Below are 21,739 nucleotides of genomic sequence, written 5' to 3'. Positions count from 1 at the left end.
CCACGCTTTCCGCATCGCGGTTTCGAGGTCGACGGGGACGACCTCGCCGACCGTCTCTCCCTGCTGTGCGAGCGACAACAGGTCGTCGAGGAGGGTCACCATCCGTTCGTGGGCGTCCGCGACCTTCTCGATCTCCGATCGGGCGGCGTCGACGTCGCTCCGGTCGAGGGCGTCGCGCGCGAGGCGAAGCCGTCCCCGGGCGACGCTCAGCGGGTTCTTGAGATCGTGTGAGACGACGGCCGTGAACTCATCGAGGCGGTCTTTCTGTCGCTCCAGTTTCGCCTCGCGGTCGCGGAGTCGGTTCTCGCGGGCCGCCCGGTCGAGCGCCGTCTCCACGTTGGCCGCGAACACCTTCGCCAGCGAGACCACGGCGTCGTCGAAGGCGTGGGCGTCGGTCGCGCCCGCGATGAACACGCCGTGGTCGCCGAGGGGAAAGACGAGTTCGCTCCGTATCTCCGTGTCGGGGTTGTGGATCGACGGGGCGTCGCGCACGTCGCCGTACATCTTCGGATTGCCCTCGGTGTAGACCTCCCACGCGACGCTCCCGCTCGGGGGGAACGCGGGCAGCTCGTCGAAGATGTCGTTGGCCTCCCGCGTCGCCGAGACGGGGACCAGTCGCTCCTCGTCGTCGCTCCAGAGGTGGACCGAGTTGACCGACAGACCGAGGACGTCCTTCGCCGTCTCCGTCGATACGTCGGCGACGTCCTCCGGCGTGCGGGCGGCCATCAACTCCCGTGTCGCTTCGTGGAGGCGTTCGAGGCGTGCCTCACGGACCGTCCGGTCGTCCATTCAGTCGAACTGGTTCACGGTCGAATATAAGGCTGCGGGTGTCACGAGGACGTCCGCTCGCTGCGCTCGCGGGAACGCGAGACCTCCGATTCAGGCCAGAAAGACGTGTCTCGGGCGGTCAGCGCCACCTTTTGCGCAACGGTCGCTTCGCTCCCTCGGCAAAAGCTGGACCAAAAGCACTCCTCGCTCCCGACGGTCGCTCGTCGGCCCGCTCGCTGCGCTCGCGGGAACGCGGGATCTCCGCTTCAGGCCAGGAAGACGTGTCTCGGGCGGTCGGCGAGGATGTCCCGCCCCCACGAGACGGTGTCGCCGAAGGCGTCGGACCGGAAGAACTCCATGGCGTCCTCCTTCGACCGCCACTGGCTGGCGATGAACATGTCGTTCTCGTCTTCGACGTTCACCATCAGGTCGGACTCCCCGTGGCCCTCCATGTCGGCGAGCAGGCTGTCGACCTCCTCGAACTTCTCGACGAAGTCCTCGCGGTGGTCGGGTTTGACGGTGTAGAACATCCCCATCGTTCCGAATCCGGACTCGTCGCCAGCGCGACTGACGACGTCCGGGAGGTCGGAGAGAAAGCCCGCGGCCGTCTCCGCGGCGCTCTCGGTGTCCCAGATGCTCACTACGGCGCGGCGGTCGCGGTTTCTCGCGTCGTAGACGGCCGTCTTGACGTGCGTGTCGTAGTGGTCGAAGTTCGCGCGCAGCCCCTGCACCTCGTCGAACAGTTCGTCCGGATCGGCTTCGGAGTAGAGAACCGTCGCGTAGACGTCCTCGCCGTGGGGCCGTCCCGCGTAGACGTTCAGGTCGGCGAGTTCGCCGCGGATGTCGCCGTCGGCGTCGCCCTCGCCGCTGTCGGGGTGGCTCTCGCCGTGCTCGTCGCCGCTCCCGCCGTGGGGATGGCCGCCCGCCTCCTCTTCGCGCGATCCCGTCTCGCCGGTCGGCACCTTCTCGCCGGCGAGGAACGCGTCGAGGTCAGCGGGCGGGAATCGACGGCCGACGTAGAACGGGCCGAACTCGCTGTAGCGTGCGCTCGCTTCGTCGAAGCGCATCTCGTAGACGATGTCTTTCAGCGTCGTCGCCTCCTCGGAAAAGAGGGTAATGCCCCACTCCCAGTCGTCGAGGCCGACGCTGGAGGCGACGACCTGTTTGACCTGCCCGGCGAACTCGCGGCCGTGTTTGCCGTGCTCTTCCATCATCGCCCGCCGCTCCTCGAAGGGCAGGTCGTACCAGTTGTCCGACTCGCCGCGCTTGCGACTCATCGGGTAGAAACAGGCGTACTGGTCGTCGGGGACGTCCGGCTCCAGTTTCGTCTCGATGTAACGCCGGAGCCCCTCGTCGACGTCCTCCTCGTTGCCCTCGAAGTAGTCGGTCGAGACGTAGCCGCTCACTTCCGTCACCGAGACGTAGGAGGTCGACTGCTCCGTGAACGCACCGAAGGCGGACCGGTCGAAGCGCCGTTCGGCCGCCGAGAGGTCGTCGAGCGTCGGCCGGAAGTGGACGATCATCAGATCCGCCTTGTGGCCGAGCATCGCGAAGACGGCGGACGCGCCGTCCGCGGCGTCCTCGACCGATTCGTGGGACTGCAGGTAGTCGACGGCCGCCTCGACGGCGCGTTCGCGCTCCCGCTCCGGGGCGTCCCGCCACGCGTCCCAGTCGACTCGCCGGAAGTCGTGCAGTGCGAACCAGCCCTCGTCCGTCTGCGGTGGTTCTCGCATACGCGAGGGGTTAGCACCCCCGCCCTATGGGGTTTGCGAGTCGTGGCCGGCACGCGAGTCGCGGCGAGCGTCCCGACGTCAGGAGAGTAGCTGTGGCCCGAATATCATCAGGACGAGCGACGCGAGCATCGTCACCCCGACGCCGGTGGTGATGGTCCGCACCACGCGGTAGGGATCGGAGACGGGGAGTCGGGAGACGACGGCCTCGGCACCCATCCGGAGGATGCGCCCGCCGTCGAGCGGATAGCCGGGAATGCAGTTGAACACGCCGAGCTGGAGGTTTATCCACGCCGTCCAGAAGAGGGCGTTCGCCAGCAGGAAGACGCCCGACCCGAGGGGAGCGAGCGCGCCCTCGACGACGTAGAAGTTCATCACGTCGGGGGTGAAGCCGGGGAAGTTCGGGATGCCGAGGACGAACGACGCCAGCGGCAACACCAGCGAGACGTAGACGAGGGTGACTATCGACCCCGTGAGCCCCTCGAACGCCCCGGTCCCCGGACCGCCGTCGCCCCCGAGCAGTTCGAGGTAGGTGCCGGCGGGGTACGTCTGGGTCCCGAAGTCGGTGAGCAAGAGCCCGCTCGTTCCGGGGAAGATGTTGACGCCGAGGAAGCCGTTGCCGTCCCGGGGTTCTCGCCGAGACGGACGTCGTAGGTGTGGAACTCGCCGTCGTGGTAGACCCGAACCGGCACCACGTCGCCGGGGCTGGTCCCGTCGAGGACGGCGTCGAGGTCGCGCGCAGTTACGGTGCGTTCGCCGTCGATGTGGGTGACGACGAGGCTGGCGTTCGCCGGCGCGGAGGCGTTGGCGAGGGGACCGTCGGGGGCGACGCGGGTGACGTACGCACCGACGGGAACGACCCGTTCACCGCCGCTGGTCGAGAGGCGGGCGAAGGTACGGTTCGCCGTCGCCTCGCGGAACTCGCCGCGGGTACGGACTGGCGTGCCGTTGACGGCCGTCACGCGGATCGGGTCGCCGCCGCTCTCGACGGAGAGGTTCGCCGGGTTGCCGCCGACGGAGCCGACGACTACCAGCGACCTGTCGACCGAGACGGTGCGCTCCCCGTCGATCTCGACCCGAACGGATCGGGCGTCGGTCGACAGCAGTGCCGCGTCGAGTTCGGCCTCCGTCGTCACGTTCGTCCCGGCGACGGCGGTGATTCGGTCGCCGTTGTCGATGCCGGCGGCCGCGGCCGGCGACCCGTCGTAGGCCCCCGCGACGGCGACGCCCGGCGCGAGGCCGATAGAGGCGATGACCGGACCGAACAGGAGTCCGAACGCGACGAGGGCGACGGCGAAGTTGTTGGTGACGCCCGCCGCGAACATCCGCGTGCGACTACCCCTGTCCGCTCGTCGCTGACTGTCCTCGTCGGGTTCGACGAACGCGCCGACGGGGACGAGCGTCAGAAAGACCAGCCCCATCGACTCGATGTCGATGCCTTCGACCCGACAGAGCAGGCCGTGGCCCCCTTCGTGGACGACCAACCCGATCAGCAGTCCGAGAACGATCTCCGGGGCGACCGACAGCGGCAGAAACTGGTTGACGCCGGGGACGACGAGGTAGTTCTGGGGCTGATTGATCGCCGTGGGGGCCGGCGGATTCTGCAGGATGGAGACGGCCTGAAACAGGAGCAGGACGAACATCCCCGTCATGATGACCAGGGCGACGCCGACGCCGACGTTGCTCCACGCCCGCCAGAAGCGCCGGGGCTGTGCGAGCCTGTCGAGAGCCGCCCGCCCGCGTTTCGTGTGGAGCGTCGTCAGCGGCCCCTGAAACCGAAGATACGACGGGAGATAGCCGCGCGACTGGAGCGTCGTCGTGAGGAGGACGTACGCGAGGAGTCCGACGAGGACCCAGAGCAGCGTGTTCATCGACGGAAGGTGGGTTGGGAGAGCCAAATGCGTTCGGGTTACGCGGAAACGCCCCGGCGACGCGGAGACGACGGCGGCCGAACCGGGTCCGACCACCCGCCGCGTCCCGCCCTACTTCTCGCGCCGGAGCCGGTCGACGACGAACGTCCGGTCGAGTTCGCCGAGGAACTCGCCGAGACGGGGTCCCTGCGTGTCGTCGAAGAAGAGGCGGTAGCCCGCGGCGAAGAAGTCGCTCACCTCGACGTCGTGGCGGCGCGCCACCTCGTACATCTCGCCCTGAATCTCCTCGCCGTCGTGGCCCTCGGCGACGAAGTCGGCCAGGTCGTCGAGCGCGTCCTCGATCGCCGGGTCGAAGTCGACGTCGGGCAGCGCGGCCTGCAGGCGGTAGTTGTACTCGTTGTCCATGCGTTCGGCCCACGTCCGCGCCTTCTCGACGCGTTCGAGGGCGTCCTCGATGGCCCATTCGGGCGTGTCGTCGTCGAAGTGGCCCTCGTTTCGGGCCATGCGAACGCGGAGGTCGCGGTCGTCGGTCATGCCGAGGACCGCCGCGAAGGTGTAGGGCAGGCGCACCCGCTCCTCGCGCACCTCGTCGACGACGAAGGGGTAGGCCCGCTCGGCCAGCGGCCGCAGGTCCTCGTCCGTTTTTTCGCCGAAGTAGATGCGCTCGAAGCGGTCGAACTCGTCGACGAGCAGGTCGAGGCGTTCGAGGTCCAGGTCCTTCGCTTTCTTCGGGTTCCGGACGAAGAAATACCGGAGGACTTCCGGTTCGAGGAGGTCGAGAATCTCGGCGACGGTGACGACGTTCCCCGCCGACGACGAGAGCGGTTCGCCGTTCAGCGTGAACCACTCGTACACCATCGGCACCGGCGGTTCGACGTCGAGGACGTTTTCGGCGATGTCCTTCCCGCTCGGCCACGACCCCTCGGCGTGGTCCTTGCCGAACGGTTCGAAGTCCACGCCCAGCACTTTCCACTGGGCCGGCCACTCGAAGCGCCAGGGGAGCTTCCTTCCCGAAATGTCGCCGTCCCCTCGTGGCCACAGCCGTCGATGTGCTTGCCGCCCGCGTCGAGGCCCGAACACCGGTAGTCGACGGTGCCGGCGTCGAGGTCCACGGCCGTGATGTCCTGCGTGAGAATCCCGCAGTCCGAACACTGCGCCATGAAGGGGACGTAGTCGGCGTCCACCTTGTCCTGATATTTCGCCAGCACCTCGCGGGCGGCGTCGGCGTTTTCGAGAACCTCGCGGGTGACGCCCTCGAAGTCGCCGTCGGCGTACATCTCCGTGTTCGACACCAGTTCGATGGGGACGTCGACCATCTCGGCGCTCCGGCGCAGCAGTTTCGTGAAGTGTGCGCCGTAGGAGTCCGCCTCGCCGAAGGGATCGGGGATCTCCGTGTAGGGGGTGCCGAGATTCCGGCCGAGCGCGCCCGCGTTCACATCGCCCAGGTCGACGACGTTCCAGTCGGCGTCGGCGAGCTTTCGCGGGAGCTTCCGGAGGGCGTCCCGGTCGTCCGAGGTGAACACCTGGCGGACCTCGTGGCCGCGTTCGCGCAGGACTTCCGCGACGAAGTAGCCGCGCATGATCTCGTTGAAGTGGCCGACGTGGGGGATGCCCGACGGCGAGACCCCGCCCTTGACGACGATCGGATCCGCGGGGTCGCGCGCCTCGACCTCGTCGGCGACGTCGTCGGCCCAGAAGGCGTGGTGTCCCGTCTCGCTCATCGCTGTGTCCAGTAGGTCGGCTCCGCTCCGCTCCCTCCGGGACGACGTCGGTCCCGGTGTGTTCGCCCCGCAGGACCGCCGCCTCGATGGCGGCGGGGTCCGTCCCGTCGAGGACGACGGTTCGCATCCCGGCGCGCTCGATGAGTTTCGCCGCCAGCAGGTCGACTGGGGCCGACGCGCCCGCGCTCCGACTCATCGGCGCGATGACGTCGACGAGGTCCGACGGCGTCAGTGTGCCGTACTTCTCGGCGTCGGCGTCGGTGCCCGGGTCGGCGCTGAAGACGCCGTCGACGCTCGTCGCGTAGACGAGGAGGTCGGCGTTGATGTACTCGGCCAGCGCCGCCGCGACGGCGTCGGTCGTCTGGCCGGGCATGACGCCGCCCATCACGCAGACGTCGCCTCGTCGGATGGCGTCGCCGGCCTCCTCGTAGTCGTGGGCGGGGGTCGGATCGACGAAATCGCCCAGTGCCGCGACGAGGAGTCTCGCGTTGATGCGGGTCACGTCGATGCCGATCTGGTCGAGCTGGACCTCGTTCGCGCCGAGGTCGCGTGCCGCGTCGATGTAGTCGCGGGCGACGCCGCCGCCGCCGACGACCGCGCCGAGTTCACACCCTTCGTCCGCGAGGGATTCGACGACCGCCGCGTGGCCCTCGACGCGTCCGACGTCGAGGCCCGGCGCGAGGACGCTCCCGCCGATAGAAATCACGACTCTCATTGGCGTCGAGTAGCTCTGAGTCGGCCTTAAGGGTTGTCAACTCCGGAGCGAAGACGCGCCGTCGCTCACCGGCGTGGGCGAGTCGACAGCCGCGACGCCCGTCAGTATAAAGCCGTTCGGTGCCTGCGTTCGAGATATGAACGCACTCGCTATCGTCGGTCCCGGCGCGACGCCGCTCGTCGAACGCCTCGCACCCCGCCTCGACGGCACCGTCGCGACGGTCGAACCGCTCCCCGAAACGGCGTCCAGAGACGTCTCGGCGACGGCCTCGTACGGCCTCTCCGAGGACGGCTCGTGGATCGGCGCGGGCGAAGACCGGACGCTCACCGACCTCCTCGACTCGCTGTCCGCCCGGTACGACTACGCTCTCGTGGCCGACTACTCCCGGACGCGCCTGCCGACGGTCACCGTCGGCGACGCAGAGACGGCCGGCGACGTCGTCTACGCCGTCGACGACGCCGACGCGGCCGACGTCGACGCGCTCCTCGACATCGTCGACGCCGTCGACCCGTACGTGACGCTCGACTCCCTCGTCGCGCGGGCGAAGTCGTCGCCGCGGGCCGACCGGGCGGGGGCTATCGCCACCTTCACGGGCCGCGTCCGCGCCCGGGACGCCGAGGACGACTCGCGAACGGTCCGGCTGGAGTTCGAGAAGTACGAGGGCGTCGCCGAGGAGAAGATGGACGCCATCAGCCGCGAACTCGAAGCGCGCGACGGCGTCCAGAAGGTGCTGATGTACCACCGCACGGGCGTCATCGAGGACGGCGAGGATATCGTCTTCGTCGTCGTCCTCGCGGGCCACCGGGCCGAGGCGTTTCGAACCGTCGAGGACGGCATCGACCGCCTCAAAGACGAGGTTCCGATCTTCAAAAAGGAGACGACCGTCGACGAGGAGTTCTGGGTTCACGACCGCGCCTGAGCCGCGACTCCCTTCGATCGCCCCGATTCAGCCCGTCGAGCGACGCGCTCGGCCGACTACTGGCCGGAGTTAAATTCTATATATTACTTCTGAATGAATCTCTCAAAACCACCGATAAAATGTCTCGACCTCTCGTGAAGCGTCCTAAAACATCCTCAGAATTCGCTGAAAACCGTGAAAGGACACGAACTGCTCCGAACGTTCCCGCCTTTATAACCGGATGTGGGACAGACGACCGAGTGCGATGAGCGCAACCGAACCCTCCACCAAGCCAGATGCGGGAGACGCCCCTTCGAAAGAGGAACGGCTGAAGCAGTTCCTCGTCACGAAAGCACAGGACGGTGAGATGTACTTCAAGAGCAAGTTCATCGCGGACGAGGTCGGTCTCTCGCCCAAGGAGATCGGCGCGTTGATGGTCAAGCTCCGCGACTCCGCCGGCGAGTTGACGATCGAGAAGTGGTCGTACACGAGCGCGACCACGTGGCGCATCGAACCCGCGTAACCCGAAACGGTCCCTGCAGCGCTCCGTTCTCCCCGATCGTCGCCCCAAGAGGTTTATACGGCCGAACATCCTACCGACGAGCGATGGATTCGGCCGACTCGATGCCCGCCGACGTTCCGACGGAGGCGCTCCGCTCGGTGTTCTATCTCGAAGAGACGGACGTCGAGGGTGACACCGTCCGACTCCGCGGCGAACCGCTCGTCACGCGTCGGACGCTCACCCGGGAGCTCACGCCCGTCTTTCGCGACGCCGGATACGAGCTGTCCGTCGAATCCGACCCCTCCGGCTTTCAGACCACGCTGGTCGCCGAACCGATCACGTCCGGCGTCGACGGCGTCCCGTGGAAGAACCTCGCGCTGTTCGTGATGACCGTCTTCTCGACGCTGGTCGTCGGCGCTGCAGCGTGGTACTACATCCCCGTCTCCGCGCTCTCCGAGAACCCCTGCTCGTCCTCCGGGCGTGGCCGTTCACCGCCGCCGTCCTCGGGGTCCTCTCGGCGCACGAACTCGGCCACTACGTCGTCGGTCGCTACCACGGCGTCGACGTCTCGCTTCCGTATCTGATACCGTTCATCGTCCCCTTCGGCACCCTCGGTGCCATCATTCGGATGCGGGGGCGGATGCCCGATCGGCGCGTCCTCTTCGACATCGGCGTCGCCGGACCGCTGGCCGGCCTCGCGGCGACCGTCGCCGTCACCGTCGTCGGCCTCTCGCTCGACCCGATGACCGTCCCCGAGCGCGTCCTCTCGACGAGCGGGCAGGTCATCGTCTTCAACAACCCGCCCCTCCTCGACATCATCGCGGATCTCATCGGCCAACCGACGAGTTACGCCGACCCGTCGAAGACGGTCCACCCGGTCATCATCGGCGGCTGGGTCGGGATGTTCTTCACCCTCCTCAACCTCCTGCCCGTCGGCCAGCTCGACGGCGGGCACATGCTCCGGGCGATGCTCGGCCGGCGACAGGAGACGGTGGCCGCGATGGTGCCGGCGGTCCTCTTCGGTCTCGCCGCCTACCTGCATTTCGTCCGCGGCCTCGGCATCAACGAATCGGTCGGCCTCTGGATGTTCTGGGGGCTGTTCGCCACCTTCATCGCCTACAACGGCCCCGCCACGCCCGCCGACGAGACGCCGCTGGACTGGAGGCGACAGCTCCTGGGTCTCGTCACGTTCGCGCTCGGCACGCTCTGTTTCCTTCTGGTCCCGATCCAGCTCATGAGTGCGTAAAGCCCCGGTCGGGGAGCGGGTCGCCGTTCGCCAGAACGCCACCTTCGGTCACGTCGCCGACGCGAGTGATCGGCGTCGGCGACGCGTCCCGGACCGCGTCCAGTGACGCCGCGGGGAGCGTGAAAACGAGTTCGAAGTCCTCGCCGAAGAACGTCGCCATCTCCCGCCGCTCGCGGTCGTCGTCCGCCATCTCCGTCACGCTTTCGTCTATCGGGAGGCGGTCGAAGTCGACGTCGAAGCCGCAGTCGCTCGCCTCCGCGAGCTGGTGGAGCGAGCGGGCGAGGCCGTCGCTGGAGTCCATCATCGCGGTGGCGTACTCCCGGAGGGCGCGACCGGCGGCCACGCGGGGCGGGAACCTGAACAGGTCGTTGCCCCGGTCCGCGTCGCCGCGGTCGAACGCGCGGACGGCGGCGGCGCTCCGACCGAGCGTGCCGGTGACGCAGACGACGTCGCCCGGGCGCGCTCCGCTCCGGAACACGGGGTCGTCCGTCCGCCCGACGACGGTGGTGGCGACGGTGAACTCGTCGTGGCCGTCGAGGTCGCCGCCCACGTAGTCGGCGTCGACGGAGTCACACACGTCGCACGCGCCGCGCACGAACGCGAGGAGGTCGTCCTCGTCGAACGTGGGCGCGCCGTAGACGGCGACGGCGGCCGTCGCCGCGCCGCCCATCGCCGCCACGTCGGAGAGCGACGCACCGACCGCTCGCCACCCGGCCGTGTAGCGTGTCGTTCCCGCCGGGAAGTCCGTCCGTTCGTGGAGCATGTCGGTCGTCAGCACCAGGTCGTCGACGACGGCGGCGTCGTCGCCCACGCCGGGGAGTTCGGCCGCGAGCAACCCGAGTGCGCTACGCTCGTCCATGGTCGACGTTCGACGGTCGGAGCGAAAAACCCTGCGAGAACGCCCCACGCCGCGACGACCGGTTTCGGTGGCTTAAAGCGGTCGCTCGCTCACCTGTCCCGTATGACCGGCGAGAAGGTTCGAGCGACGATCCTCGGCTTCGCCGGCGCGCTCGCCGCCTTCGCGCTGCTGTTCACCGTCGCGGGCTACGACCGCCTCGTCGCCCAGCTCTCGCAGGCGGACGCGGGCATCGTCGGCCTGGTCTTTCTCGCGACGCTCGGCTGGCTCGCCGCGTGGGGGTTCGCGCTCCGGGTCGTCCTCTCCGTCCTCGGCGTCTCGCTGTCGGTGTTCGAGTCGTTTTTCGTCTTCGCGGCCGCGATGTTCTCGAACAACGTCACGCCGTTCGGCCAGGCGGGCGGCGAACCCGTCACCGCGTTGCTCATCTCCGAAGTGGGTGATACGGAGTACGAGACGGGGCTCGCTGCCATCGCCAGCGTCGACACGCTGAACTTCGTCCCCTCCATCACTATCGCGGTCGTCGGTGCGGGCTACTTCCTCACCGAAGTCGCCTTCGGCACGAACCCCCGTATCGAACTCGCTATCACCGCCATCGCCGTCCTCGCCGTCGGCGTGCCGGCTGCCGTCTTCCTCGGGTGGCAACACCGATACGGACTCGAAGAGCGCGTCATCCGGGGGTTGACGCCACTCGCTCGACGGGTCGCCCGCCGCATTCCGCGCGTCCCGGTGCCGACGGCTTCGGGCGTCGAGCGCCGCATCAACGGCTTCTTCCGGGCCATCGAGCGCGTCGCCGCCAACCCCCGTGGCCTCGCGCTCGCGCTCGCGCTCTCGTCGCTCGGGTGGCTCTTCCAGATGGTCGGTCTCTGGCTCGCCTTCCAGGCCATCGAGACGCCGATCCCGCTCTCTATCGCGCTGTTGGTCGTCCCTATCGGAGCCATCGCGGGCGTGACGCCGCTCCCGGGCGGTGCCGGCGGCATCGAGAGCGTCCTCGTGGTGTTGTTGGTCGCGGCACCGCTCCCGCTGGTCACCGAGTCCGTCGCCGTCGCCGCGATCGTCATCTTCCGCGGGATGGTCTACTGGACGCCGACGGTGCTCGGCGGGGCGGTGACGGGCTACGTCAGCCTGCAAAAGCGCGGCTAATACGATGGGTTTAAACTTCGCCCACCGGAAACCGTAGGCAATGGTAACCCTCTATGACGTCCCCGCGGACGAGCTCATCGAGGAGCTCGCGACCCGCCTCGCGGACCGAATCGACGAGCCCGACTGGATGACCTACGCCAAGACCGGCCAGACCCGCGACCTCCCGCCGGAACAGGACGACTTCTGGTTCGTCCGCGCCGGGAGCCTCCTGCGGAAAGTCGCCGTGAACGGCCCCGTCGGCGTCGACCGCCTCGCGACCGAGTACGGCGGCCGCAAGCGCGGCACCAACCGCTACGCCGTCGCCTCCGCTCACTCCGACACCGGCAGCAAGAAGATCGTCCGCACTATCCTCCAGCAGCTCGAAGAGGAGGGCTTCGTCGAAACGGCTCAGGGCGAGGGCCGGCGCATCACGCCCGAGGGACGGAGCTTCCTCGACGACGTCGCCAACGACGTCCTGGCGAAGCTCGATCGACCGGAACTCGAGAAGTACGCGTAGACCGACGGCTCCGGCCTCCGAAACCGTTTTGCCGTTCAAACGGATAACCCCTATCCATGAGTGGGTCACCTGACGACGAACGACTCGAAGAACTGCGAAAACAGAAGATGCAGGAGCTGCAGGAACAGGCCGACCAAGGGCAGGGACAGGGCCAGGGACAGGAGCAGGCCCAGCAGGCGGCCCAGGAGCAGGCCGAGGCGCAGAAACAGGCGCTGCTCAAACAGCACCTGACCGACGGCGCGCGGAAGCGACTCAACGCCGTCGAGATGTCGAAACCCGAGTTCGCCGAGAAGGTCGAACAGCAACTCGTTGCGCTGGCCCAGAGCGGTCGCATCCAGGACCGCATCGACGAGGATCAGATGAAGGAGTTGCTGCAGGAACTCAAACCCGAATCCAAGAGCTTCGACATCCGTCGTCGGTGATGGAACTCGCGCTGCTCTACAGCGGGGGTAAGGATTCGACGCTCGCAGCGCTCTTTCTCGATTCGTTTTACGACGTCACCCTCGTCACCGCCCGATTCGGGCTGACCGACGACTGGGAACACGCCCGCGACGCGGCGGCGTCGCTCGACTACGACTTCCGGGCGGTCGACCTCGACCGATCGGTCGCCGAGGCGGCAGTCGAGCGGATGGTCGCGGACGGCTACCCGCGAAACGGCATCCAGCAGGTCCACGAACGCGCCCTGGAACGCGTCGCCGACCTCGGCGTGACCGCCGTCGCCGACGGCACCCGCCGCGACGACCGAGTGCCGACCGTCTCTCGCGCGCAGGCCCAGAGCCTCGAAGACAGGCACGGCGTCGACTACATCGCCCCGCTGTCCGGATTCGGCCGGAGAGCGGTCGACCGACTCGTCGAGTCGAATCTCGACGTCCGTGTCGGTCCGAGCGAGCAGATCCCGAAGGCGGATTACGAGGGCGAACTCAGGGAGCTGCTCGCCCGGGAACACGGCGTCGAGGCCGTCGTCGAGGTGTTCCCCGACCACGAGCAGACATACGTGGAGGGGCTCCGAGACCCCGACACGTCGAAGTGACCCCGGCACGAAGCGGGGCTATGGACCTCGTTTCCGCGCTCGAGGCCGAGACCGGCCTCGTCTGTGTCGTCGGGGCCGGCGGGAAGAAGACGACGGCGTACGCGCTCGCAACCCGCCTCGACCGCGCCGTCGTCACCGCCACGGTCCGGATACCGATCTTCGACGCACACGTCGCGCGGGTCGTCGTCACCGACGACCCCGTGGACGCGCTCCGCGACGTCGACGAGTGGCCCGTCGGCCTCGTCCCCGAACGGGAACGAGACGACCGGTACCGCGGCTATCCGCGGGAGACGGTGACCGCTCTCGGAGCGACTGGCCACCCCGTCATCGTGAAAGCCGACGGCGCGCGAACGCGCCTGTTGAAGGCCCCGAACGAACGCGAACCGCAACTGCCGGCGACGGCCGACACCGTGATACCGATCGCCAGCGTCCGCGCCGTCGGCGAACTCCTCGACGAGGAAACAGTTCACCGGCCCGAACGGGTCGCCGCCCTGACCGATCGCGAACTCGGCGCGGAGATTCGGCCGGTCGACGTCGCGCGCGTTCTCGCCAGCCGGGACGGCGGACTGAAGCGGGTCCCGGCGCGGGCGACGGTCGTGCCCCTGCTGAACATGGTCGATACGCCCGAACTCGAAGCCGTCGGGCGGGAAATCGCCGCCGAGATGCTCGACCGGACGGACGTCCCTCGGGTCGTCCTCGCGCGGATGAACGCCCCCGAAATCGTCGCCGTGGTCGATTAAGAGAGGCGGGCGGCGGCCGCCTCGAACTCCTCGCGGGTGTTGACGTTCTCGAACGTCGAGCGGTCGGCGTGAGCGTCTACCTCCTCGTCCTCGACGACGACGTACTCCACGTCGGTGAGCGGCGCGATCACCCGGGAGTCGCCGCGCTCGAGGGCGGCGTCGCAGGCGTCGGCCATCGCCGCCGCGCGGTAGACGGCGTGGGTCGGTTCGAACCAGCCGTCGAGGCGCGGGACGGCGGCGTCGCACGACTCGGCCCGGTCGAACAGATACGCGACGAAGTCGGGATCGAGAAACGGCATGTCGCAGGCGGCGACGAAGGCGTACTCGTCCGGGACGGCGCGGAGGCCGTTCCGGATGCCGGCCATCGGCCCCCTGTCGGGTTCGTCGTCGACAGCGTAGCGCACGGGTGGTCGTAGCCCGCCATCGCCGCCCGGATGGCGTCGGTCTGCTCGTCGCGGCAGTTGACGACCAGCGACTCGACGACGCCGGCGAGTCGATCGGCGACGCGGCGGATCATCGGGACGCCGGCGAGTTCGGCGACGGCCTTGTCGGCGTCGCCGAAGCGCGTCGACCGGCCGCCCGCGACGATGACTCCGCTGGGCATGAGCGGGGATAGACGGCGGAGGAGTAAGTATCGTCGCCTTCCTACCCCTCGCGGTTCGAGGGGGCGAGGTCACGCTCCGCCGCCCGCTTCAGGTGCGGTTCGAGGGCCGTCGCCGCCTCGTTCAGTTCGACCATGTCCTCTGGTTGGGAGTACGCGACGACGCCGGCGGTCTCTAACTTCGGGACGTGGGCGTGATACAGCGACATGTAGATCCGGAGCCGTTCTTTCGGGACGGCGTCGGCGGGGACACACGACTCCCACTCGGTCACGCAATCCGCGATCGTCGGCAACGTCATCGGGTTCGAGTGCTGAAAGAGCGCGTACAACAGCAACCGACGGCGTTGCTCGGCCAGCAGTTCGAAGACGGTGTCCGGGGAGAGCGTGCGGGCGTCGCCGTCGTTACTCTCCATGTGTAACATCTGTTTCGCCGCGTTCGAGCGCGGCCAGCCGGTCAGCGACCGTATAGTGGGCGTCGCCGTTCGTACACGGTGCGACGAACTGGAGCGCGCCCCGCCGATACTCCACGAGTGCCATCACGGGGAGAGTGATTCGTTCGTACGCCTCGCCCGTCATCGTCGACTCGACTTCCCTGGCGGTGAACGAATCGACCGACATCCCGTTCCGGTCCGCCCACGAGTGAATCGCGTCGATACGTTCCAGAATCGTCCTCCCGGCGTCGGTGCGGGCCGCCGCGGCGTCGGGATACACGTGCTCTCCCCACACGCTGACGGTGAAATCGTCTATCACGGCCCGCTCTTCGAGTCGTTCCAATCGGGCGACGATTTCTTGGTCCGTCTGCGCTCCTGTCGGAGAGACCGACCGTAGATAGAGGTCGACGTTCAGTTCGGATCGCGCCTCGTTCCGTCCCATAATTACGTGGGAATATCACCGACTGACCACGGACATGATGCTTTTGGTGGGTGTGACTATATGTCACACGCATTATTCCCCGGCGTTATTCGGTGTGTCACCACGAGGCACACTTTTGGCGCTACACAACATACTTTTACTTTGGGGTATGGGCAATGATTGCAAAACCACCGCCGAACGGCGACGACGTGTCACCCGAGATCACGGCCGCGCTCCAGCACACTCGCCGGTCCGCGGTTGCTGAGAAACTTCTCGAACACGACGGGGAACTCTCGCTCGTCACGCTCGCCAGCCGACTGGCGGCGGAGCGAGACGAGAAACTCCCGAACGTGGTCGTCGAGTTCCACAACGTCCATCTGCCGGAACTCGTCGACTGTGGCCTCGTCGAGTACGACTCCGACACCGGGGTGGTCCGGCTCGTCGCCGATTCGGACGTCGTCGAGGCGGCGTTGGCGGACGTGCGAGACGCCCGGTAGCGCCTCGGGGGCCGCAGCCGAGAAGGGTAGCTTTCAAGCGCGTACTCCGCAAACGGGACTACATGTACGACCGACTCAAGGGCTTCCGCGATTTCTACCCCGAGGAGATGTCCTCCCGGCGCGAGGTCACGGACGCCCTGGAGGGAACGGCCCGCCGCTACGGCTTCCGGGAGGTCGGAACGCCGGCGCTCGAACGGGTGGAACTCTACACCGACAAGAGCGGCGAGGAGATCGTCGACGAACTGTACGCCTTCGAGGACCGGGGCGGCCGCGACGTGGCGATGACGCCCGAACTGACGCCGACGGTGGCCCGGATGGTCGTCGAGAAGGGCCAGGCGCTCTCGAAGCCCATCAAGTGGTTCTCGACGCGGCCGTTCTGGCGGTACGAACAGGTCCAGCAGGGCCGATTTCGGGAGTTTTACCAGACGAACGTCGACATCTTCGGCTCCTCGGAACCCGACGCCGACGCCGAGGTTCTCGCGTTCGCCGCCGACGCCCTCACCGGTCTCGGCCTCACCGGCGACGACTTCGAGTTCCGCGTCTCCCACCGCGACATCCTCGGCGGCCTCCTGAGCGCGTTCGAGGCGGACGTCGACGTCCGGGCGGCCATCCGCGCCGTCGACAAAAGCGAGAAGATCGAACCCGCCGCGTACTACGATCTGTTGGCCGAGGCGGGCCTCTCCTACGACGAGGCCGAACGGTTCGACGCCCTCCTCGCCACCGACGACCTGTCCGAACTCGTGGACTTCGCGGGCACCGACCGAGTCGAAGCGGCCGTCTCGAACCTCCAGGCCGTCCTCGACGCCACCGAGGACTTCGGCGTCCGGGAGTACTGCACCGTCTCCTTAGAGACGGCCCGCGGCCTCGATTACTACACCGGTGCCGTCTTCGAGTGTTTCGACACGCAGGGCGACGTCTCCCGCGCCGTCTTCGGCGGCGGCCGCTACGACGACCTCATCGAGAGCTACGGCGGCCAACCGACGCCCGCCGTCGGCGTCGCGCCCGGTCACGCCACCCTCTCGCTGTTGCTCCGACGCGCGGGCGTCTGGCCCGAAGAGGAACTGGCGACCGACTACTACGTCCTGCGGGTGGGTGACACTCGACCGACCGCCGCGCGCGTCGCCCGCGATCTGCGCGAACGCGGCAACGTCGTCGAAACCGACGTCGCCGACCGGAGTTTCGGCGCGCAGATGTCCTACGCGGACAGCATCAACGCCGAAACCGTCGTCATCGTCGGCGAACGGGACCTGGAGAACGGCGAAGTGACGGTCAAGGACATGGCTTCCGGCGACCAGACCACCGTTCCGGTCGACGAGTTCCCCGGGAGCGACCACCCCACGTACGACGACCTCTCCTGACGGCTTCTTTTAAACTCTCGAATTCCGTTTCCCTGTCGGCTTCCAAACGTCCTCTCTCTACAGTTCATCCGGAAATTTCTTTCACTTCCGAAATTTTCTTGTAGAACCGCGAATCTAGTTCCGGACGGAGCCATGAAGGGACTCATCGTCACCACGGATGGCTTCGAGGACAGCGAGTTCAGTTATCCGTTCTACCGCCTCCGCGAGGAGGATGGGACGTCGACGTCGCGACGCCCGACGGTGAGTCTGTCGAAGGCGAGCACGGCTACGAGTTCGACGCCGACTGGGCCATCGACGCCCACCAGCCGGACTGGTGGGCCGCGGAGTACGACCTCCTCGTGATTCCGGGCGGCGACGCGCCGGAGGCGCTCCGCACGGAGGCCCCGGAGGCAGCCGACGTCGTCGCCGCGTTCGACGCGGCCGACCAGCCCATCGCCGCCATCTGTCACGGCGCGCAGTTGCTCGTCAGCGCCGACGTCCTGGAGGGGCGCGAAGCCACCGGCTACTGGTCGCTCGAAGTCGACGTCGAGAACGCGGGCGCGACCTTCGTCGACGACCCCGTCGTCGTCGACGGCAATCTCGTCACCTCGCGCGTCCCCGACGACCTGCCGGCGTTCACGACCGAACTGCTGAACGTCGCCGAGAAGCCCGCCGTGCCCGCGTGATTCCGAATCTCTAAGGCCCGCCCGCCACCACTGCCGTCGATGCGCGCCTTCCGCGTCGCGTACGACGGCCGCCCGTTCTACGGCTTCCAGCGCCAACCCGACGTCCCGACCGTCGAGGACGCGATGTTCGACGCCCTCCGCGAACTCGGCGTCCTGGATGGCGACGCGCCCGACGGCTACGCCGCCGCCGGCCGTACCGACGCCGGCGTCTCGGCCGTTGCCCAGACGGTCGCGTTCGCCTGTCCCGACTGGTGTACGCCCGCGGCCCTCGACGGCGTCTTCCCCGTCGATCCGGGCGTGGGCGGCCGCCGACGTCCCCGACGACTTCCACGCCACCCACGACGCGGTCTCCCGGACCTACACCTACCACTGCTACGCGCCGGCGGCCGACGACGCCCGCGCCCGAGCGGCGGCGTCCGCCCTCGCCGGCGAACACGACTTTCACAACCTCACTCCCGACGACGACAACACCGTCCGAACGCTCGATATCGCGCTCTCCCGCGACGGCGACTTCCTCGTTTTCACCGTCTCGGCCGGGGGTTCGCGCGCGAACTCGTCCGGCGGGCGGTGGCGCTCGTCCACGCCGTCGCGACCGGCGACTCGGACGTCGCCCGCGTCGACCGGGTGCTCGGCTCCGACCCGCTCGACGGCTCCGGCGGCGTCGGCCCCGCGCCGGCGACGCCCCTCGTGTTGACCGGCGTCGACTACCCCGGCGTCGACTTCACGGCGGACGAGGACGCGCTCGCGGGCACGCGAGAGATATTCGGTGAGAAGCGCGTCGAGGGACTCGTCGCCGCCCGCGTCGCCGGGACGATCCTCGACGGCGTCGGCGGGTGAGCTCACGCCGTCGCGCCGGAGAGTACGAACACTTAGGACCGTCCTGCACTTAGCCACGGTCCATGAGTTCGGTGCCCGAGCGCAGCGACGTCGACCCGGAGTACAAGTGGGACCTGGAGAGCGTCTACGAATCCGACGAGGAGTGGGAGGCCGCCTTCGAGGCCGTCGCCGACCGCCTCGACGAGTTCGAGACCTACGAGGGGCGGGTCACCGAGAGCGCGGAGACGCTTCTCGAACTGCTCGAACTGCGCGAGGAGATCGTGCGCGAGGTGTCGAAGGTCGTCACCTACGCGAACCTCCGGAGTAGCGAGGACACGCGGAACCAGGAGTATCAGGCCATGTCCGCCCGTGCGGAGTCGCTCTCGGCCGACGCCAGCAGCGCGACGAGTTTCGTCGAACCCGAACTCCAGGAACTCACCGCGGACGACGTAGACGCGTTCGTCGAGGCGGAACCGGCCCTCGCCGAGTATCAACATTTCTTCGACGACGTGTTGCGGATGAAACCCCACACCCGGTCGAAGGAAGTCGAGGAACTGCTGGCGGACCTCTCGGAGGTGACGGGGACGGCGAGCGACGTCTACTCCATGCTCTCGAACGCGGACATGACGTTCCCGACCGTCGAGGACCCCGACGGAGAGGAGATAGAGATCACGCAGGGCAACTTCACGAAACTCCAGAAGCGACCGAATCGCGAGTTCCGCCGCGAGGTCCACGAGGTCTTCTACGGCCGCTGGGAGGAGGTGCGCAACGCCGTCGGGACGACGCTGAAAAAGAGCGTCACGTCGGACGTGAAACTCGCCCGCGCCCGCAACTACGACACCGCCCGCGAGATGGCGCTGAACGGCCCGAACGTCCCCGTCGAGGTGTACGACACCCTGCTCGAAACGGTCCGCGAGAACCTCGATTCCCTCCATCGCCACGCCGACCTGAAACGGCGCGCGCTCGGCGTCGACGAACTCCGGATGTGGGACCTCTACGCGTCGATGGCACCGACCGACCCGCCCGAAGTCCCCTACGAGGACGCCGTCGACTACGTCACCGAAGCGGTGGCACCGCTGGGCGAGGACTACCAGACGCGTCTCGCGTCGGGGCTGGATAGCCGCTGGGTCGACGTCTACGAGAACCGGGGCAAGCGCTCGGGGGCCTTCTCCTCGGGCACTTACGACACCCAGCCGTTCATCCTGATGAACTACCAGGACGACGTGGCGTCGATGTTCACCCTCGCCCACGAACTCGGCCACTCGATGCACTCCGAACTCACCCACGAAGCCCAGCCGTGGCAGTACAGCGGCTACGAGATCTTCGTCGCCGAAGTCGCGAGCACCGTCAACGAGACGCTGCTCACCCACCACCTGCTGGACACCGTCGAGGACGAACAGTTCCGCCGACACGTCCTCGACGAGTATCTCGAACGCTTCCGGTCGACGCTCTTCCGACAGACCATGTTCGCCGACTTCGAACTGCAGATCCACCAGTTGGTCGAGGACGACGGCGCGCTCACTCCCGACCGGTTCGACGACCTCTACGGCGACCTGAAAGCCGAGTTCTACGCCCCGGCCGTCGTCGACGACCACGTCCGGCGCGAGTGGATGCGGATTCCTCACTTCTACTACAATTACTACGTCTACCAGTACAGCACGGGCATCAGCGCCGCGACGGCCATCGCCGAGCACGTCCTGGCGGAGGGCGAATCGGCGGCGGCGGACTACCGCGACGCCCTCCGGATGGGCGGGAGCGCCTACCCGCTCGACGTCCTCGACGCGGCGGGCGTCGACATGACGACGTCCACCCCGATCGAGGAGGCCGTCGGCGTCTACGACGACTTCCTCGACGAGATGGAGTCGCTCCTGTAGGGCCGACCGCAGACCGGTACACCAAAGCCCTCCCCGTCGGTTGGTGCCGGTATGGCTTCCGACCGCGGCCCGCGTCTCGTCCTCTTCGTCGGACTCCTCCTCGGCCTCGCCTATCTCGGCTACACGTTCGCGCTCAAACCGTCCTTCGGCGTCAACTTCCGCGTCTACCGCGCCGCCGCCGCGGCCGCCCTCCAGGGCGGCGACGTCTACAGCGCCGTGCCGCCGGGACTGCCGAGTCAGTACACCTACCTCTACCCGCCCGTGACGGTGTTGTTCTTCCTCCCGTTCGTCCTCGCGCCGGACTGGCAGACCGGCTACGCCGTCGTCACGCTCGTCTCCCTCCTGGCGTGTGCGCTCCTGGCGCACCTCCTCGTCGTCGTCATCGAACGCCGCCGCGACGCACTGCTCCCCTCCTCGACCGACTGCTCATCTACGGCTACGTCGTCGGGTCGTCGCTGTCGCTTCCCTCCCTCGTCTACGGCAACGTCAATCTCCTCCTCGCGCTCCTCGTCGCCGTCGCCGTCGCCGCCCTCGAATACGAGGCCGAGACGGCCCGGGCGGTGCTCGACGAGACGCACGAGACGCTCGCCGGCGTCGCCCTCGGGGTCGCGGCGCTGGTGAAGGTGTTCCCGGCGCTCTTCGGCGCGTGGTGGCTCCGCACCAGAGCCGACCGACCGCTCGGGGCGATGGTGGCGACGGGCGTCGTCGGCCTCGTCGTCGGCCTCGCGGTCTTCGGCGTCGATACGACCCGGCAGTTCTTCACGACCGTCCTCACGACGCGCCTCGAACCGGGCCTGTTCGCCGGCGGCCTGCCGCCCGGAGAGCCGTACGTGACGATCCGCCGGCCGCTGGCGGCGCTCGGGGTGCCCCCGGGCCGACTCGGTGCCGTCGCGGCCGCGGTGCTCGCCGTCCCGGTCCTCTTGCTGTATCGCGGTCCGCTCGTCGACCACGACCGCCTCGTGGCGATCCTCGGGACGCTCGCCGCCGTGATCGTCTTCGTCCCGTCGCTCCCGCTGTATCTCGTCTTCCTCTACTACCCCCTCGTTCCGCTCCTCTACCTGGTCGAGGCGCGTCCCGCGCGGACGCTGTTGCTCCTCGGCGGTGCAGTCATCAACTTCGCCTTCCAGTTCGACGACGTGCAGACGCTCCTCTCGTTCGCGCCGTTGCCGACGGTCGTGCGGGACGCCCTCACCGCGGGCGCACGGGCCGTCCTCTCGGTCGCGACGCCGCCGCTGTGGGGCGTGACGTTGCTCTTGCTCGGCTGCCTGGCCTACCGCTACCGACCGCTCGGGGCACGGCCCGCCCGATAATCCGGTGGCTGCGGGCCGTCGCTCGACCCAAAGGCACATTTACGCCCGAACCT

At 68.0% G+C, this 21,739-nt stretch carries 16 protein-coding genes and 9 pseudogenes; 16 read left to right on the top strand and 9 right to left on the bottom strand.

Annotation, left to right across the window (positions count from 1 at the left end; translation table 11 throughout):
- Positions 1 to 120: 120 nt before the first annotated feature.
- The 5 genes and pseudogenes from ACFQJD_RS14600 to pyrH all read right to left on the bottom strand — a co-directional run.
- Positions 121 to 726: pseudogene (locus tag ACFQJD_RS14600) on the bottom strand (GAF domain-containing protein); the annotation flags it as partial.
- A 308-nt stretch (positions 727 to 1,034) separates the two neighbouring features.
- Positions 1,035 to 2,501 carry a heme-binding protein gene (locus ACFQJD_RS14595; protein WP_379799191.1) on the bottom strand — a complete coding sequence of 489 codons (1,467 nt, stop codon included), beginning with the start codon at positions 2,499 to 2,501 and terminating at the stop codon, positions 1,035 to 1,037.
- Positions 2,502 to 2,579: 78 nt separating this feature from the next.
- Positions 2,580 to 4,369 (bottom strand): annotated as a pseudogene (locus ACFQJD_RS14590) (site-2 protease family protein).
- 111 nt (positions 4,370 to 4,480) lie between these two features.
- Positions 4,481 to 6,090, bottom strand: a pseudogene (gene lysS, locus ACFQJD_RS14585) (lysine--tRNA ligase).
- A gap of 103 nt (positions 6,091 to 6,193) precedes the next feature.
- Positions 6,194 to 6,805, bottom strand: a pseudogene (gene pyrH / locus ACFQJD_RS14580) (UMP kinase); the annotation flags it as partial.
- Positions 6,806 to 6,941: 136 nt separating this feature from the next.
- On the opposite strand from pyrH, the gene ACFQJD_RS14575 reads away from it, so the two are divergent.
- From ACFQJD_RS14575 to ACFQJD_RS14565, 3 genes and pseudogenes are all read left to right on the top strand, one after another.
- Positions 6,942 to 7,724 (top strand): molybdopterin synthase, encoded by a 783-nt coding sequence (locus ACFQJD_RS14575; protein WP_379799189.1) that lies wholly within the window; start codon positions 6,942 to 6,944, stop codon positions 7,722 to 7,724.
- Positions 7,725 to 7,968: 244 nt separating this feature from the next.
- On the top strand, positions 7,969 to 8,226 hold the full coding sequence (locus tag ACFQJD_RS14570) for a DUF7123 family protein (RefSeq protein WP_379799187.1): 258 nt from the start codon (positions 7,969 to 7,971) through the stop codon (positions 8,224 to 8,226).
- Positions 8,227 to 8,309: 83 nt separating this feature from the next.
- Positions 8,310 to 9,451, top strand: a pseudogene (locus ACFQJD_RS14565) (site-2 protease family protein).
- On the opposite strand, the gene thiL reads toward ACFQJD_RS14565, so the two are convergent.
- A complete protein-coding gene (gene thiL, locus ACFQJD_RS14560; RefSeq protein ID WP_379799185.1) occupies positions 9,438 to 10,310 on the bottom strand; it encodes a thiamine-phosphate kinase in 873 nt (290 codons plus the stop codon). The pseudogene ACFQJD_RS14565 and the gene thiL sit on opposite strands and share 14 nt — an antisense overlap.
- Before the next feature lie 102 nt (positions 10,311 to 10,412).
- Between thiL and ACFQJD_RS14555 the strand changes: the two genes are divergently transcribed.
- From ACFQJD_RS14555 to yqeC, 5 genes are read left to right on the top strand one after another with little or no spacing between them, the layout of a single operon-like run.
- Positions 10,413 to 11,447 (top strand): lysylphosphatidylglycerol synthase transmembrane domain-containing protein, encoded by a 1,035-nt coding sequence (locus tag ACFQJD_RS14555; protein WP_379799183.1) that lies wholly within the window; start codon positions 10,413 to 10,415, stop codon positions 11,445 to 11,447.
- Positions 11,448 to 11,487: 40 nt separating this feature from the next.
- Positions 11,488 to 11,943 carry a 30S ribosomal protein S19e gene (locus ACFQJD_RS14550; RefSeq protein ID WP_379799181.1) on the top strand — a complete coding sequence of 152 codons (456 nt, stop codon included), beginning with the start codon at positions 11,488 to 11,490 and terminating at the stop codon, positions 11,941 to 11,943.
- A 56-nt stretch (positions 11,944 to 11,999) separates the two neighbouring features.
- Positions 12,000 to 12,365: a DNA-binding protein gene (locus ACFQJD_RS14545; RefSeq protein ID WP_379799179.1), complete on the top strand. Its 366-nt coding sequence runs from the start codon at positions 12,000 to 12,002 to the stop codon at positions 12,363 to 12,365.
- Entirely contained in the window at positions 12,365 to 12,973 is a 609-nt protein-coding gene (locus ACFQJD_RS14540; protein ID WP_379799178.1) for a DUF7411 family protein, read from the top strand. Before ACFQJD_RS14545 ends, ACFQJD_RS14540 begins: the two co-directional genes overlap by 1 nt.
- A gap of 20 nt (positions 12,974 to 12,993) precedes the next feature.
- Positions 12,994 to 13,713, top strand: coding sequence for a selenium cofactor biosynthesis protein YqeC (gene yqeC, locus ACFQJD_RS14535; RefSeq protein WP_379799176.1), 720 nt, complete (start codon positions 12,994 to 12,996; stop codon positions 13,711 to 13,713).
- On the opposite strand, the pseudogene ACFQJD_RS14530 reads toward yqeC, so the two are convergent.
- The 3 genes and pseudogenes from ACFQJD_RS14530 to ACFQJD_RS14520 all read right to left on the bottom strand — a co-directional run bounded on the left by ACFQJD_RS14530 (position 13,710) and on the right by ACFQJD_RS14520 (position 15,187).
- Positions 13,710 to 14,317, bottom strand: a pseudogene (locus tag ACFQJD_RS14530) (molybdenum cofactor guanylyltransferase). The gene yqeC and the pseudogene ACFQJD_RS14530 sit on opposite strands and share 4 nt — an antisense overlap.
- A gap of 41 nt (positions 14,318 to 14,358) precedes the next feature.
- The gene (locus ACFQJD_RS14525; RefSeq protein ID WP_379799174.1) at positions 14,359 to 14,727 is read right to left on the bottom strand and encodes a DUF7344 domain-containing protein; all 369 of its coding nucleotides are present in this window, start codon (positions 14,725 to 14,727) and stop codon (positions 14,359 to 14,361) included.
- Positions 14,717 to 15,187, bottom strand: a complete 471-nt coding sequence (locus tag ACFQJD_RS14520) for an HTH domain-containing protein (protein ID WP_379799171.1) — start codon at positions 15,185 to 15,187, stop codon at positions 14,717 to 14,719. The genes ACFQJD_RS14525 and ACFQJD_RS14520 overlap by 11 nt, the downstream gene beginning before the upstream one ends.
- A gap of 155 nt (positions 15,188 to 15,342) precedes the next feature.
- Between ACFQJD_RS14520 and ACFQJD_RS14515 the strand changes: the two genes are divergently transcribed.
- The 8 genes and pseudogenes from ACFQJD_RS14515 to ACFQJD_RS14480 all read left to right on the top strand — a co-directional run bounded on the left by ACFQJD_RS14515 (position 15,343) and on the right by ACFQJD_RS14480 (position 21,686).
- Positions 15,343 to 15,663 (top strand): DUF7344 domain-containing protein, encoded by a 321-nt coding sequence (locus tag ACFQJD_RS14515; RefSeq protein WP_379799169.1) that lies wholly within the window; start codon positions 15,343 to 15,345, stop codon positions 15,661 to 15,663.
- A 62-nt stretch (positions 15,664 to 15,725) separates the two neighbouring features.
- The gene (gene hisS, locus ACFQJD_RS14510) at positions 15,726 to 17,021 is read left to right on the top strand and encodes a histidine--tRNA ligase (protein ID WP_379799167.1); all 1,296 of its coding nucleotides are present in this window, start codon (positions 15,726 to 15,728) and stop codon (positions 17,019 to 17,021) included.
- Positions 17,022 to 17,153: 132 nt separating this feature from the next.
- On the top strand, positions 17,154 to 17,363 hold the full coding sequence (locus tag ACFQJD_RS14505; protein ID WP_379799165.1) for a hypothetical protein: 210 nt from the start codon (positions 17,154 to 17,156) through the stop codon (positions 17,361 to 17,363).
- A pseudogene (locus tag ACFQJD_RS14500) lies at positions 17,285 to 17,686 on the top strand (DJ-1/PfpI family protein); the annotation flags it as partial. The gene ACFQJD_RS14505 and the pseudogene ACFQJD_RS14500, both read left to right, overlap by 79 nt.
- Positions 17,687 to 17,725: 39 nt before the next feature.
- Positions 17,726 to 18,523: pseudogene (truA, locus tag ACFQJD_RS14495) on the top strand (tRNA pseudouridine(38-40) synthase TruA).
- Between the two features lie 62 nt (positions 18,524 to 18,585).
- On the top strand, positions 18,586 to 20,376 hold the full coding sequence (gene pepF / locus ACFQJD_RS14490; protein ID WP_379799163.1) for an oligoendopeptidase F: 1,791 nt from the start codon (positions 18,586 to 18,588) through the stop codon (positions 20,374 to 20,376).
- A gap of 51 nt (positions 20,377 to 20,427) precedes the next feature.
- A pseudogene (locus ACFQJD_RS14485) lies at positions 20,428 to 20,763 on the top strand (hypothetical protein); the annotation flags it as partial.
- Positions 20,724 to 21,686, top strand: coding sequence for a glycosyltransferase 87 family protein (locus tag ACFQJD_RS14480; protein WP_379799161.1), 963 nt, complete (start codon positions 20,724 to 20,726; stop codon positions 21,684 to 21,686). The pseudogene ACFQJD_RS14485 and the gene ACFQJD_RS14480, both read left to right, overlap by 40 nt.
- Positions 21,687 to 21,739 lie beyond the last annotated feature (53 nt).

This window comes from Haloplanus sp. GCM10025708 (assembly GCF_042663985.1).
GTDB lineage: Archaea > Halobacteriota > Halobacteria > Halobacteriales > Haloferacaceae > Salinirarus > Salinirarus marinus.
Note: the sequence above shows the minus strand (reverse complement) of the source record. Positions and strands in the feature narration are given on the sequence as shown.

Coding starts and splice junctions, on each gene's coding strand:
- ACFQJD_RS14555 (WP_379799183.1), top strand. CDS start 10,413: ATGACCGGCGAGAAGGTTCGAGCGACGATCCTCGGCTTCGCCGGCGCG.
- ACFQJD_RS14570 (WP_379799187.1), top strand. CDS start 7,969: ATGAGCGCAACCGAACCCTCCACCAAGCCAGATGCGGGAGACGCCCCT.
- ACFQJD_RS14520 (WP_379799171.1), bottom strand. CDS start 15,187: ATGGGACGGAACGAGGCGCGATCCGAACTGAACGTCGACCTCTATCTA.
- ACFQJD_RS14595 (WP_379799191.1), bottom strand. CDS start 2,501: ATGCGAGAACCACCGCAGACGGACGAGGGCTGGTTCGCACTGCACGAC.
- ACFQJD_RS14575 (WP_379799189.1), top strand. CDS start 6,942: ATGAACGCACTCGCTATCGTCGGTCCCGGCGCGACGCCGCTCGTCGAA.
- ACFQJD_RS14515 (WP_379799169.1), top strand. CDS start 15,343: ATGATTGCAAAACCACCGCCGAACGGCGACGACGTGTCACCCGAGATC.
- ACFQJD_RS14540 (WP_379799178.1), top strand. CDS start 12,365: ATGGAACTCGCGCTGCTCTACAGCGGGGGTAAGGATTCGACGCTCGCA.
- pepF (WP_379799163.1), top strand. CDS start 18,586: ATGAGTTCGGTGCCCGAGCGCAGCGACGTCGACCCGGAGTACAAGTGG.
- yqeC (WP_379799176.1), top strand. CDS start 12,994: ATGGACCTCGTTTCCGCGCTCGAGGCCGAGACCGGCCTCGTCTGTGTC.
- ACFQJD_RS14545 (WP_379799179.1), top strand. CDS start 12,000: ATGAGTGGGTCACCTGACGACGAACGACTCGAAGAACTGCGAAAACAG.
- thiL (WP_379799185.1), bottom strand. CDS start 10,310: ATGGACGAGCGTAGCGCACTCGGGTTGCTCGCGGCCGAACTCCCCGGC.
- ACFQJD_RS14550 (WP_379799181.1), top strand. CDS start 11,488: ATGGTAACCCTCTATGACGTCCCCGCGGACGAGCTCATCGAGGAGCTC.
- hisS (WP_379799167.1), top strand. CDS start 15,726: ATGTACGACCGACTCAAGGGCTTCCGCGATTTCTACCCCGAGGAGATG.
- ACFQJD_RS14525 (WP_379799174.1), bottom strand. CDS start 14,727: ATGGAGAGTAACGACGGCGACGCCCGCACGCTCTCCCCGGACACCGTC.
- ACFQJD_RS14505 (WP_379799165.1), top strand. CDS start 17,154: ATGAAGGGACTCATCGTCACCACGGATGGCTTCGAGGACAGCGAGTTC.